This window comes from Okeania sp. (genome assembly GCF_983059655.1).
This window is the reverse complement of record NZ_CEZPJD010000014.1, coordinates 1-14,202: the sequence shown is the minus strand read 5'-3', so window position 1 is coordinate 14,202 and position 14,202 is coordinate 1. Positions and strand designations below refer to the sequence as shown.

Annotated in this window: 10 protein-coding genes and 2 pseudogenes; 11 read left to right on the top strand and 1 reads right to left on the bottom strand. The window is 35.3% G+C overall.

All coding sequences use genetic code 11. The features are described 5' to 3' along the window. Window positions 1-260: 260 nt before the first annotated feature. The 11 genes and pseudogenes from AC3DU7_RS02060 to AC3DU7_RS02010 form a co-directional block, all read left to right on the top strand. Entirely contained in the window at window positions 261-1,754 is a 1,494-nt protein-coding gene (locus tag AC3DU7_RS02060; protein WP_488037705.1) for an isochorismate synthase, read from the top strand. Between the two features lie 532 nt (window positions 1,755-2,286). Continuing rightward, window positions 2,287-2,472 carry a hypothetical protein gene (locus tag AC3DU7_RS02055; protein WP_488037704.1) on the top strand — a complete coding sequence of 62 codons (186 nt, stop codon included), beginning with the start codon at window positions 2,287-2,289 and terminating at the stop codon, window positions 2,470-2,472. Window positions 2,473-2,529: 57 nt separating this feature from the next. Then, window positions 2,530-3,096 (top strand): Uma2 family endonuclease, encoded by a 567-nt coding sequence (locus AC3DU7_RS02050; RefSeq protein ID WP_488037703.1) that lies wholly within the window; start codon window positions 2,530-2,532, stop codon window positions 3,094-3,096. 654 nt (window positions 3,097-3,750) lie between these two features. Then, window positions 3,751-5,919, top strand: coding sequence for a tetratricopeptide repeat protein (locus AC3DU7_RS02045; RefSeq protein ID WP_488037702.1), 2,169 nt, complete (start codon window positions 3,751-3,753; stop codon window positions 5,917-5,919). Between the two features lie 122 nt (window positions 5,920-6,041). Next, a pseudogene (locus AC3DU7_RS02040) lies at window positions 6,042-6,839 on the top strand (formylglycine-generating enzyme family protein); the annotation flags it as partial. Window positions 6,840-7,376: 537 nt separating this feature from the next. After that, window positions 7,377-8,630, top strand: coding sequence for an RNA-guided endonuclease InsQ/TnpB family protein (locus tag AC3DU7_RS02035; RefSeq protein ID WP_488037701.1), 1,254 nt, complete (start codon window positions 7,377-7,379; stop codon window positions 8,628-8,630). Between the two features lie 84 nt (window positions 8,631-8,714). Beyond that, the gene (locus tag AC3DU7_RS02030) at window positions 8,715-8,921 is read left to right on the top strand and encodes a hypothetical protein (protein ID WP_488037700.1); all 207 of its coding nucleotides are present in this window, start codon (window positions 8,715-8,717) and stop codon (window positions 8,919-8,921) included. Between the two features lie 352 nt (window positions 8,922-9,273). Further along, a complete protein-coding gene (locus tag AC3DU7_RS02025) occupies window positions 9,274-9,819 on the top strand; it encodes a DNA-binding protein (protein WP_488037699.1) in 546 nt (181 codons plus the stop codon). Window positions 9,820-9,884: 65 nt separating this feature from the next. After that, entirely contained in the window at window positions 9,885-11,651 is a 1,767-nt protein-coding gene (menD, locus tag AC3DU7_RS02020) for a 2-succinyl-5-enolpyruvyl-6-hydroxy-3-cyclohexene-1-carboxylic-acid synthase (RefSeq protein ID WP_488037698.1), read from the top strand. Window positions 11,652-11,773: 122 nt separating this feature from the next. Beyond that, window positions 11,774-12,442 (top strand): nuclease/transposase family protein, encoded by a 669-nt coding sequence (locus tag AC3DU7_RS02015; protein ID WP_488037697.1) that lies wholly within the window; start codon window positions 11,774-11,776, stop codon window positions 12,440-12,442. Between the two features lie 40 nt (window positions 12,443-12,482). Then, a pseudogene (locus tag AC3DU7_RS02010) lies at window positions 12,483-12,995 on the top strand (RNA-guided endonuclease InsQ/TnpB family protein); the annotation flags it as partial. On the opposite strand, the gene grxC reads toward AC3DU7_RS02010, so the two are convergent. Further along, a complete protein-coding gene (grxC, locus tag AC3DU7_RS02005; protein ID WP_293163628.1) occupies window positions 12,990-13,316 on the bottom strand; it encodes a glutaredoxin 3 in 327 nt (108 codons plus the stop codon). The pseudogene AC3DU7_RS02010 and the gene grxC overlap by 6 nt on opposite strands. Window positions 13,317-14,202: the final 886 nt, after the last annotated feature.

Here is a 14,202-nt window from a genome sequence, read left to right as displayed (position 1 = left end):
TCAAAAAACTAAACCTCAAGCTCTTGGCAATAGCCTGGCGCTAACAATATGTAAAAGTCTCAAAAAGAAAACAGAAAAGAGAAACGCAAAAAAAAGGAGGGAAAAAGATTTAATTTTGACCATAACTATGGGGTCTAATATAAAGAAAGGTGATAATTTTAATTAAAACTAGGGGATAAATTGGGCCTTTTTTAGGAATTGAACAGCCCTACCAATGAATCTCTCTTAATATTCAGTAAAAATTTCCGATTCTTTTTTTCATGCCTGCAATACCTACTTCTGTTAATCTATTTCAAAGTTGCCAAGACCTGCATCAGTTTCTGTTAAATTGTCAACAGACATTAACGGAACAGGTGCAGAAAAAAGTCATTAGTATTTCTGTGGAAATATTACCAGTAGATCCCCTAGCAGTATTGCAGGAAATTTGTGAACCCCATCAACTACATTTTTATCTAGAAAAACAAGTTATTGGAAAAACAAATACTGATAAAAATACCTTAGCGATCGCTGCTGTAGATGCTGCTACCCACTTAACTGTTACGAGTGGGAACCGTTTTTTGCAAGCTCAATCTTTTATTCAGTCATGTCTTAAGAATACAATTGTTTTAGGTGCAACACATTTACCATTTTCAGGTCCTCACTTTTTTTGTAGTTTTACTTTTTTTGAACAAGATTCCCAAATCAATCTAAATATTTCTCAAAATGGTAATTATCAGGAGAAACTATCTATAAATTCTCACTTTCCTTCTGCAACTATATTTTTGCCACGATGGCAAATAACTCAGAAAAATAATTGCTATACATTTGTTATAAATACAGTTCTAACTACTTCAATAAATATTAAAAATATTTCCCAGATAATTTGGCAGAAATACCAGCAAATTACTCAAATAAATAATAGTTCTTTATCAAGTTTAATCAAGTCTCGCGGAAATCTTCGGAAAATTAATCCCAATCATTTACAGGACTTTAAAAAATCAGTAGCTTCCGCTCTAGATTTGATTAACTCAAATTCTTTAAAAAAAATAGTTTTAGCCCACGCCATAGACATATATTCTCAAACCCCTGTTAACTTAATTCAGTCTTTAAATAACTTACGATTCATTTATCCAGACTGCTATGTATTTTCTACCAGTAATGGCAAAGGTCAAAACTTCATAGGTGCAAGTCCGGAAAGGTTAATTAGTATTAATAATAACCAATTAATTACAGACGCTTTAGCAGGTTCAGCACCCAGAGGTAAAACCTCCACTCAAGACGTCAAATTAGCCAAGAATTTATTATGCAGTGAAAAAGATTTACGAGAACATCAATTTGTCATAGATTTTATTATTAAACATCTCCAAGATTTAGGATTAAATCCTCATTACCCACCTCAACCCCATCTACTACAATTGTCAAATATTCAGCATTTATGGACACCAATTACAGCAGAAATTTCCCAAAATATTCATCTATTAGAAATCCTAGCAGAACTACATCCCACCCCAGCAGTAGCAGGAGTTCCGAGAGATACTGCTCAACAACAAATACATAATTTTGAAACTTTCGAGCGATCGCTTTATGCAGCACCTATAGGTTGGATAGACTATCAAGGAAATGGGGAATTTATTGTAGGTATTAGGTCAGCATTAATAGACGGAGAGCGTACCAGACTTTTTGCAGGTGCAGGCATAGTTATTGGTTCAAAACCAGAGAAAGAATTAGCAGAAGTTCAACTAAAACTTCAGACTTTATTAAAAGCTTTAGTTTGAAGTGGCAGGGAACAGGGAACAGGGAACAGGGAACAGGGAACAGGGAACAGTGTTCAATAATTGATAATTGATAATGAATAATTGATAATTACCTCTCCCTAAAAAGGAAAATTTTTTCTTTCTTGGTCGATTGGATATGGTTAGGAAACCCATCCATCCCTCGACCGCTTGTTTCCCCTTTAAAGGAGAGGGTTTAAACCTTAATTATTCGGTAAAAGCTTTTCTCTGTTTCAGAGGTTGTCTGAGAAGTCCCTTATGCCACATCTAAGCCCCCTAAATCACCCAATTTTGGGGGACTTAAAGATAGCAAATTGAATCTTGTTCCCCATTCAACAAAAAGCGAAGCAACATCTGGCTTCCCCCTTTCCAAGGGGGACGGGAGGGGGATTAACTTTGTTGGCTTGCTCGGGGGGCAAAATTCAGTATCAAAAAACTTTTTAGATATTCTCTCAGGTTTATTATCAATCTCTGTCCTAACCAACTCTTTCCTTGCTATAAATAGAATAATTGTATTTATTTAGTAAGTCATACTATGAACAATTTATTTGATAATTTAGCAAATCAAGATAGCAGTATTAATGATAATTTTGGTTTACTTAACAATGATGACTTATCCTCAACTATGGAAAAGGGGGGAGGAGGAAGGAGGAAGGAAAAAAATAACTTAATTCAACCTCAAATATTTATGGAGTTTGGAGGTTTTGGAGTCTCGTTATAAGAGGGTTTGGAGACCAAACCCCTACGTTTCCAATTTAACTTTCTTGATGACTGACAAATGATTGAAACTAAACCCAAAATTTACACCTTTGTTGAATATTCGCAATACCAAGATAGTACGGATAATAAATATGAATTAGTGAATGGAGAACTTATATCTTTGACACCTCCTAGTGGAATTCATGCTTTAATTTTGACTTTTTTATTTCAGGAATTTTATCGAGAAATTATCAGAATAAATGCCCCTTGGCAAGTAATGCCAGGAAATATCGGCATTAGAACAGCTATTAATAAATCTCGCATTCCCGATTTAACAATTATTACTACCGAACAAACAGAATTACTCAAAAATATGACTACTGCTATTTTAGATTCTGCTCCTATTTTAGCAGTAGAAATTGTCAGTCCTGGTAATAGAGATGATGATTATCGTTTTAAGCGATCGGAATATGCTGTTAGAGAAATTCCTGAATATTGGATAGTTGATTATGAGGCACAAAAAATATCTGTGTTGACTTTGGTAAATGGGTTTTATGAAGCAGAAGAATTTAGCGATCGGGATGTAATTATTTCTGGTATTTTTTCAGAGTTACAATTAACAGTAGATAAAATTTTATCTGTTTAGTTTAAGAGTGGGTTGGGTTATGATTAAAATATCTCACTGGCAATGGCAGATAATGTAGGTTGGATTTCGTTCATAAACCCAACATTTAGATAAGATTTGCATCTAATTTGGAAAAATTTCCTATTACTCAGATTGCTAAATTGATAATTAGAGGAAAAAAGATGTAGATAAATTTCTCCCTAGATAATCTAGGTTAGATTGAGGAATCTTAAATGGAGGCGATCGCCTAGATAAATCTAGCATTAGAAAAGTAATCTATCAGAAACTAAGATTGCTTTGGTGATACTTTTAATAATACTCATAAATTCTGCGGAAATATTCCTCCAGATAATTTAGGTGGGGTTGAGGAACAAAACCCAACATTTATTAAACTTTTTGAAACTACTAAAAATTTCAATAATAATCATAAACTAAGATTGTTTAGGGAGTACTTTCAATAATAATCATAAATTCTGCGGAAATATTCCTCCAGATAATGTAGGTTGGGTTGAGGAACAAAACCCAACATTAAGAAGCTCAACAACTAAAAAACTGATAACTGATAACTGAAAAGGAAACCCAACATTTATCAAACTTTTTGACAACTGATAACTGATAACTGATAACTGAAATGACCATAGGAAAAAAATTGATAATTATTAGGAGAAACAAATTATGCCTGTACCTTTACTTCCATTTGCTCTTACTGCTGGAGTTTCTGTATGGAATAGTTGCGTTCATGCCTTTAATGCTGCCTCCGGTAGAACTATGCAAAAAAATTTAGAAGGGCAACGACTTGTTCATCAAAAAGAATTACAAGAAAAACAAAAAGTGGCTCAACTTGAGATTGAATATATGCGTACTATGTCTCAGATTAAGTTGCAGCAAAATAATCAACAGTTTCAACTAGACTTACAACAAAATAATCAAGAATTTCAACGAGAATTAGAAATTGCTCGTCAAGAATTTCAAGCCAAAATAGTCGAATACCAATGCCAAGAAAATCGGAAACTCCAAGAATTTATCAAAGCAGTGGATATGCAAATAGCCAAAAGTAATCAAGAATTTCAAGCATGGCTATTTCAACAACAAAAACAACTACAAATTGAACTAGCTCAATATAACCGAGACACTCAGTTTTTTATCGCAGCATATCAACGAGAAGCTGCCCTAGAGCTTGCAGCATATCAACGAAAAAGCACCCAAGAAATCAAAGAATTAGATAACTGGCCACTCAAAAATTATCCCTGGCAAATTCTTGAATATCATCAAGGCAGAAATCCTATTCCTATACAAATAATTCTTGCACCTCCAGAAATAGACTATGACCGTTTTGAACATTTAAATAAAACTTCTACTTCTGGATTTCCTAAAGTAGAAAAACGTCTTTCTCAACACTTACGAAATTTCCTGGAAAAATACTATCCTCTGGAAAATGAACGACGACCAACAGAATTAATAGACCGTGCTTGGGATAGTAACCGTTTTGCCGGAGGTAGTGCAGTTAAATCCATATTTAGTCGCTTAAAATCTGAACCCATACTATTAATAGAATCAGAGGTAGATGGAGATTTGATTAATATTAAAGTTGCCTATTGGGGTGGCGGACAAGAAATTTCTCCTTTACACAAAACTATGATTCGCCATCTACATTATCCGAACATTCTCTACGAATTTGCTATTCAACGTGCCTTACATTGGGAAACGAATGTTAAACAGAAACTTTTGGCAAAAGGCAAAACAGAACAAGAGATAAATCAAAGATGTGGTGGAGATAATTCTTTAAACCTGAACATTTATAGAGAAAATCAAGAATTAGCAGCAGATGGAATAGAAATCGAATGTCACTACAAAACTAATAGCGAAGATTTTGGCAAATTATCCGCTTTGTTAGGAGCATATCATAATATTATTGCTGCTCTATTTACGGACATTCATTATTTAATTCACACTAACTTATCGCCCAAGTTGCCAGAATTATTGCCAGAGTTAGAAACAGAATTTTCTGTAGATCGACGTTTGGCAGATGACTTGTTTCAAATGGTAGTTGAAAGTTATATTGGTAGTCTCAGAGCAATGGAAAAAGACCGCTCGGAATTAGTACCAGGATTTGCTGCGGATATTGCCCTTGGTTTGACTGGTTTATCGAATCCTACTTTCGCAGAACAAATGTTAGATTTTTCCTTGGAGTCTTGGCTAAATTCCCGTTATCTTTCTGTGGAGAATGGTAGAGAAAAGTTTGACATGGTGGCTGAAAATTTACTGCCTCTGGATCGGGAGTTTGTTACTAAGGTTAATCGCTGTTTGGTTGGTTTGGCTAAAGAGAAAAAGTTGAGCGTAATAAATTCTTGTTACCAGCGGGCAATTGAGAAATTTAATCTGGAAAAATATCAGGAGGCAATTATTGATTTTGGCTACGTTATAGATTTGAATTCTAAATTTACTGATGGTTATTATCGGCGAGGTTTGGCTTACATTCAGTTGGCAAATTATCGAGAGGCAGTTGATGATTTGACTCAGGTTATTAGGTTAGATGCTAGTCACGCTCCGGCATATAATTATCGGGGGAATTCCTACTATAAATTGGGAAAATATCAGCAGGCGGTTGATGATTATGACCGGGCGATAAATTTGGGTTTAAATGAGGCAGTGAAAAATCGAGATATTGTTCTGGGTGTTTGGCAGGAAATTAAACGTCAGGCGGAGTGGGAAGAAAGGAAAAGGCAAAAAAGGGAAAGGCAAGAAAGGGAAAGGCAAGAAAGAGAAGAAAACGACGTTATAGAGGTAGGATTTACAGAGCTAAAAGAAAACGATTTTATAGAGGTAGAATTTATGGAGCTATAAGAAAACGACGTTATAGACCCAGACTTTGACTAGAAATTTTCTGTAGGTGAAGGCTGAAAGACAAGGGAAGGCAAGAAAGAGAGGCTGAGGAAAAAAGGCAGCGGGAGTCGAAAGGGGAACTTTTTACTTTTGAAGTAGTTACTGTCAACAACTCTGGCAAAATTATTAATCGTACCCAGGGAAGTGCCAGGCAAAAAATTGAAGACTTCGGTAATGAGATTAAATTAGAAATGGTTTATATTCCTGGGGGAAGTTTTCTCATGGGGTCGCCAGAAAATGAGGCGGGAAGGGAAAGTTCTGAAAGTCCGCAACATCAAGTAAGTCTCCAACCTTTTTATATGAGCAAATATCCTATTACTCAAAACCAGTACCAAGCCATGATGGGAAATAATCCTTCGCATTTTAAAAGAGGAAGTCGCCCAGTAGAACAGGTTAGGTGGCATAACGCCATAGAGTTTTGTCAAAAGCTATCTGAGAAAACTGGGAAAATTTACACCCTGCCCAGTGAGAGTCAGTGGGAATATGCCTGTCGTGCCGGGACAACTACTCCTTTCTATTTTGGAGAAACTATAACGTCTGAGTTAGTTAACTATGATGGTAATCATCCTTATGGCAATGCTCCTAAAGGAAAATATCGGCAAGAAACAACAGATGTAGGAAGTTTTCCTCCCAATGCCTTTGGTTTATACGATATGCACGGCAATGTCTGGGAATGGTGTCTGGATGTTTGGCATGGTAATTATAACGGAGCGCCTACCGATGGAAGTGCTTGGGAAAGTGGGGGAGATAGTAATAGAAGACTGCTCCGTGGCGGTAGCTGGAGCTTCAATTCTAGGATTTGCCGTTGCGCCAGGCGTTACTACACTTATGCGGGGTACCTCAACAACGGTGGGGGTTTTCGGATTGTCTTGCTTTCCTAAATCCATCGGTGCATCCGTGGCCATATCCAACTTGATTCGGCAAGGGGTCTCCCGTTATAACCTGCGATTTAACGGGAGGGGAATTGCTGACATTGACATACTCCCCGGCGTAAACGCACGGGGATTCTCCTGAAACCAGGATTCTTGGTTCAATGAGTCCACTTAAACTAAACACCTTACGGCATCTAGTCCAGAGATGGTTCTCTCCCCAAGCGTTCGCCCTATTTCAAGAGCCTGTTCCCGTATGCCCTACGGTACAGTTTAAACCTTAAAAAAACTTTGGTTCTCTGATACTTGTTGCTTAGAGCTTTTCCATACACAAGCATTCCTGTGCAAAACCCCCTAACTCTAGTTTTCAAGGTGCTAGTTTGCTACGATTAGTAGCTAGGTTTTTAGAGCGGTTGAATACCTTTCCCGCTTTTATAAGTATAACATAAAGTTGCCCTAAAAGGGCAAGGCTTTAAACCCAATTTTTCGGTAAATTAAACAGGTGCCCATTGCTGTTCTAATCTAGCGCTAAAAAGTAGTATAAAAATTATGATAATTACTCATTGCTACAAAATTAAGCCCACTTCTGAACAGTCAGTCAAAATTGATTATTGGCTAGAACTGTTAAGAAGGCATTACAATTATGCTTTAGGCCAAAGACTAGACTGGTTAAATAGAACTAGATGTCAAGTTGACCGTTGCTCATTAATTTCATGCCCTATTGGCGAAATTTCTAGTAGGCCAGATTATTATTTTCAACAATCAGCACTTAAACAGACAAAACAGTTATTTCCTGACTACAAAGAAATATATTCAGAAGTTCAACAAATTAACTTACAAAAACTAGATAAAGCTTGGAAGCGTTGGCTAATACCCGATAAAGCTGGTAAACGTGGAGGAAGGCCAAGATTTAAAAAATCAGGAAAGTTAAGATCATTTTGTTTCAGCAGAGTCAATCATCCCAAGGCAGTAATAAAATTTGATGGAAAACAAATAATTACTACGAAGTTTGGTGCTATTCCAGTCATAGTTCATAGACCAATTCCAGATGGATTTACGATAAAAACTGCAACTATAACCAAAAAAGCTGATGCTTATTATATAAGTTTCAGTTTAGAAGATAAGTCAATTCCTAGTTTAATTCCTACAGAAAATATCAAAACTGCTGTAGGTATAGATGTCGGTTTAAAAGAGTTCTTAACTACCAATACTGGTGAAACTGTTTCTGTTCCTAAATTCTATAGAAAATCCCAATCTAATTTAGCAAGAAAGCAAAAAAAAGTATCTAGAAAAGAAATTGGGTCAAATAACTGGAGGGCAGCACAAAATAAAATAGCTAGGCTACATCAACATATTGCTAGACAGAGAGAAGATTTTCACTATAAGACTGCTCATAAATTAGTTAGAGAAAATGATTTAATAGCAGTAGAAGACCTAAACATTAGAGGTTTAGCAAAAAATACTAAACTATCAAAATCAATCTATGATGTAGGCTGGGGAGCTTTTATTGAAAAATTGAATGCAGTAGCGGTAAAACGCGGTGTTCATGTCATTAAAGTTAACCCTCACAATACATCACAAAATTGTAGTAATTGTGGCCACAAAGTTCCTAAGACTTTATCAGTGAGAACTCATTCTTGTCCTAAATGTAAAGTAGTTTTAGATAGAGATGAGAACGCTGCAATTAATATATTAAATAAAGCGTTAAACGAGGTGGGTATCATCTTGTCTGCTTGTGGAGGCTATGAGATTAATCAGCCTGTGAAGCAAGAAACTTCTTTGTTTAAGAAGCTCCCGTTATAATCTCCGATTTAACGGGAGAGAACTTCACTTAAAAGCCAATTATTTCAAACAAAAAAAGGAGCCAACTTTGTCGGTTTCCGAGTATTGCCAGACCGCATCAGAATACGCTCCGAAAATTTAAGAACTGCCAGAAAAAGATTAAGACAATTACAGACAGATTGCCAACTGGGAAAAATAGAATCTAGCCACATTCAAAAATCTCTACAAAGTTGGTTTGCCCATTTAGACCACGGCAATACCTGGCATTTGAAACAAAAAATATTAACCTCTTTCAATACTATGGGAAAATAATTATGGCACGGACAAACCAGAGCTTCTGTGGCTGTAGTAGGAGAGCCATCTCAAAATTCTACAGACTGCTTCGGGGATATTTTTAGTAGTGGAAAATAATGGTGGTTGATTGTAATTATTTTGGTAAAGGAAACAGTGGGAGCATCTTGCTCCCTTCCTAGAGGTTTTTCATTCCCATCTGCCATTACTATGCAGGACTACCTAAAATTTTTATTGCTTTTTCTATTTTCCGAGAAAGTTCAAATATGATTCTCTCTATCTACCTACTTATGAAATTGTATTTCAAAATTTAAAATTAATTTATTCAATCAAAAATCACACGCTCAAATTTCAAAACTAAGACGTTATAGTTATGACTATCTCAGTAACAACTACAACACAAGCAGCTTTTCTGCTAAATATCTCAACAGGTAGATTGCGGACTCTGCTTAATCAAGGCCGGGTCCAAGGTGCTTATAAGGTCAAAAGACTTTGGATGATTCCCCTTAACCATCGGGGAATGCCAGAGATTAAACCAGGTAGTCGTGGTCCACAACCGACTTGGAACAAACTTCAACGCAAAGCCAAGACGATTGTTCATGTTATACGGAAGAATATTGATTACAACAGAGACAATGGAACTTCTCATCCAGCAATTGCGGTAAAAGTGGGGGATAAAAAAAAATATTGCCACGCCCTGAAAATTAACGGACCTTGCCAAATTGTTTATCAACCCCATGAACCTAATAAAAGTCAAGCTGGGGGTGCTCGGCTGTGGATTGAAGTGGAACCAGAATATATAGTGGAGCGAAAATATTTTCCAGGAGGAGATTATGGTCCGCCTCCAGAAGAGACTCAAAAAAAGTCTCAAGCTAAAAAGAAAAAATCAGAAACTAAAGTAAATAACAGAAGTAGTTAGATACAGAGAGAGGCAAAGGTTTAGTTAATTGATATTCTATTGTTTCAATAGTTCAAAACTCAAAAATGCTAATTGATTTTAGAAATATAAACACAGTCTGGGCATCAATTTTAGTAGAAACATTACAATCTCTAGGATTAACTACAGCAATTATTAGCCCTGGTTCCCGTTCTACACCTCTAACATTTGCCTTTGCTAGTCACCCAAAAATCGAAACTATTCCTATTCTTGATGAACGTTCTGCATCATTTTTTGCTCTAGGAATAGCAAGGAAAAATTATCAACCTGTGGTAATAGTCTGTACATCTGGTACTGCTGCTGCCAATTTTTATCCTGCCATAATAGAGGCAAAAGAAAGTCGTATCCCACTATTAGTTTTAACGGCAGATAGACCTCCAGAATTACGAAATTGTCATGCAGGTCAAACAATAGATCAAGTTAAATTGTATGGCAGTTATCCCAACTGGCAAGTTGAACTAAGTTTGCCTTCTATAGAACTAAAAATACTTGAGTATTTAAGACAAACAATTATTCATGGTTGGAGAAAAACAATTTTACCGACACCTGGACCTGTGCATTTTAATATTCCTTTTCGAGACCCTTTACCTCCCATACTCCAACCAGAAGTTATTGCTTTAGAAGCACAATTCCCCCAAAACTTTTTTGCTACAGTACAACCAATTTTCACAACAGAATTTTTGCCGAATTTTGACTTAACATTAGATTTAAAAAATCAACTTCAATCTGGCAAAGGCATAATTATTGCAGGTTTAGCACAACCCAAAAATCCTCAAAAATATTGTCAAGCGATCGCTCAAATTTCTCAAGTTCTCAACTTCCCTGTTTTAGCTGAAGGTTTATCTCCTCTAAGAAACTATTCTCGGTTAAATCCCTATTTGATTAGTACTTATGATTTAATTTTAAGAAATCAGGAAATAGCACAAACACTTATTCCTAAAATAGTTTTACAAATCGGCGAATTACCAACAAGTAAACAACTAAGAACTTGGCTAGAAACAACTAACCCTCACAGATTAATCATCGATCAAAGCGAGGAGAATTTTGACCCTCTCCATGGGAAGACAAATCATTTACAACTTTCAGTAGAACAACTAGCTGAAATTTTTACTCCTAAACTTTTCCATAGTAATTCCGATGGCAATTACTTAAATTTGTGGTGCAATGCCGAGGTAAAAGTTAGAGAAGCGATCGACAAAAAAATGGTAGTAATTAATCAAATATTTGAACCTAAAATACCTTGGTTAATTTCTCAAATATTACCCCAAGGTACACCAATATTTATTGCTAATAGTATGCCAGTTAGAGATGTAGAATTTTTCTGGGTTCCTAATAATTCCCAAATCAAGCCATTTTTCAATAGAGGTGCAAATGGAATAGACGGTACTTTATCAACTGCTTTAGGTATTGCTCATCATCAACAAAGCAGTGTTTTATTAACAGGAGATTTAGCACTTTTACATGATACTAATGGTTTTTTACTGAGCAATAAATTAGTCGGTCATTTAACTATTATTTTGATTAATAATCAGGGAGGTGGAATTTTTGAAATGTTGCCAATAGCTCAATTTGAACCACCTTTTACAGAATTCTTTGCTACTCCCCAAGATATTAATTTTGCCCAGCTATGTAATACTTATGGTGTAGAACATCAGAATATATCTTCTTGGCAGCAATTACAACAACTTTTAAATACTCTACCTAGTAGTGGAATAAGAGTTTTAGAAATACAAACAAGCCGCCAACTAGATGCTAGATGGCGGTTAGATAATTTAGATAAATTTGCAGCACCTTTGAAAAGCCTAGTCAACTAAATTTCAAAAAGGAGTCCCGCGTTGTAATCTATGATTCAGCGCTGGGAGTAATTTTTAATTTCAAATAAAATGAAGCTTCATTGTTGATTGATATTTTTCACCATTTGAAGTATCGTATAATAATGAAGCAAATAACAACTATATCCTGTAAATTAAAGGTCAGCCCTGAAGTGGCAAAAGAAATAGAAGCCACTATGGAAATGTTTGCTAATGCTTGTCAGTATGTACACAAAAATAGTGACAAAAAACTGACAAATCATGTGGCAATGCAAGCCTTGATGTACGGTACAGTTAGAGAAAAGTTTCAGTTATCAGCACAAACTACAATTCACGCCATTAGACGAGTATGTTCTAATCGCAAAACTTCTATTACTAATCATATTCAAAAAGAATTAACTTTTGCACCAACATCAGTTGATTACGATAGTAGAACATTTAGTTTAGATACAAATAAATGGATTGTGAGTTTAAAGCTTTTGAGTAAGCGTACAAAGTTTGAGTTATTAATAGGTAATTATCAACGTGGAATATTAACAGGTAGTAAGCCTACTTCAGCGGTCTTAATTAAAAGAAAAGATGGAACTTACTATATAAACATTCATGTTAATCATATTGTTCCTGAGCCAAAATCAACAAATAAAATAATAGGAATTGATTTAGGCAGGACAGATATAGCCTCAACATCTGAAGGTGAATCATGGTCTGGTAAAAATATAACTTCTAAGAGAAATCATTATTCTCAAATGAGAGCAGTTCTACAAAGAAAAGCATCTAAAGGCACTTCTTTGTAGTCGGAGAAGATGTCGGCAACTACAGTAACGGTTATCGGGTAAAGAACGACGCTATCAAAAACATATTAATCACGAAATAACAACTTATTTAGTCAAAAAAGCAGCGACTAATAAGAATTCTATTGCCATAGAAGATTTAACTAATATTAGAAACAGAACTAATCAGCAACCAAGAAGTAAGAAAGAAAGAAGATTATCTAATAGTTGGGCTTTTTATCAGTTCAGAATGTTTCTTGCTTATAAATGTGTGTTACATGGCGTAAAATTAATATTAGTTAATCCAGCATATACAAGCCTTACGTGCCACAAATGTTTGCATATAAGTCCGACAAAAGGAACTACATATAGGAAGGGTAAAAACTACCACTGCTTGAATTGTGGCTGGAAAGGCGATGCTGATTATAATGGTGCCCAAAATATAGCTGCTTTGGGGTTGAGTGTAAACCAGCCTGGAGGTCCCTGGTTATCCTGTGAAGTTAGCATTCTTGATTTTGTGCCAAGACAGCCGACTATATGGGATATACTGGAGGGCTACGAAAAGCCCGCATCATAATCTCTGATTTGATGCCGGGTAGTTTACTAAAGGATCTAACTCACCCTTTCCATCTAAAGTATAAATTTCATCACAGCCACCAATATGTTGGTCATTAATAAAAATCTGTGGCACAGTACGATATCCATTCGCACGTTCAGCCATAGTATTTCTGGCAGCTTCATTGCCATCTATTTTGTATTCTGTATAGTTAACACCTTTCCACCACAGCAAAAGTTTTGCCCTGATACAATAGGGGCAAGTTTGCCAAGTATAAATTTCAACGTTAGCCTTGATTTGTTCTGGATGACGACCAAGAATAGAGTTAATAAAGTCAAACATTTTTAGTAATTAGCCGTAGTAATAAGTTAGCAAGTTTAGATACTTTTTAACGTATTTTTCCAGAAAATTGCAACAACTTAACCTAATATTCTGCCTTTTTTAGCAATTTTATGACTTGATAAAAAGTGTCTTTTTTTATAAATATATCTATAAATATTTTGCCCAAAATAGTTGTATTAGATCGTATCTGGTTGAATACTGATAAATCAGAATAAGAGAGCAAGAAGAATGAGGAAAAGTTTTCCTTGAAGTGAGAGGATGGTTTTTTTATCGCTAATTAAACAGACATGATATTGTACTAATTTAGTAAGTATTTTCTATAAATAGTCTATTATATATTCTCCATAACTATATTACAGTAATGATTGACTCAAAATTTAATATCGATACCTTGTAGGTTTAGCCCTCATCTTCATTTGTGTTTGCATTTTATTTCTAATATATAATTCTCGGGAAATTTGAGAAAAATAATGAGCTGTAAATACTAAATTAAGCATCAAAAAAACTAAGACTAAAATAAGTACAAAAACGTTTAAAATACTTAATTCGTTAAATACTGTAAAGATGGCGAATAAAATTGAACAAAGACCAAATCCAGAAGCAGAAGAACTGAGAATTAGCCAGCGTAATTTAGACATAATTAAGTTAATAAATATTTAATGAAAGCAGAAGACATAAATTTTACTTATTATTTAATCATAAATTAGCTTAAGTTTAATAGTCATATGATTGACTAGTCCCCTGACTCAAGTCACGGGGATTCTAAGCAGATACTACGCAACACGGATTTATTGGTGTTGCTCCGTTTCTTCGAGCGCTGACCAAAGATATACTCTTTGGGGACAAGTCAAAGTGCCCCTACACAGTTGGCTTAAGTTTAACCCTA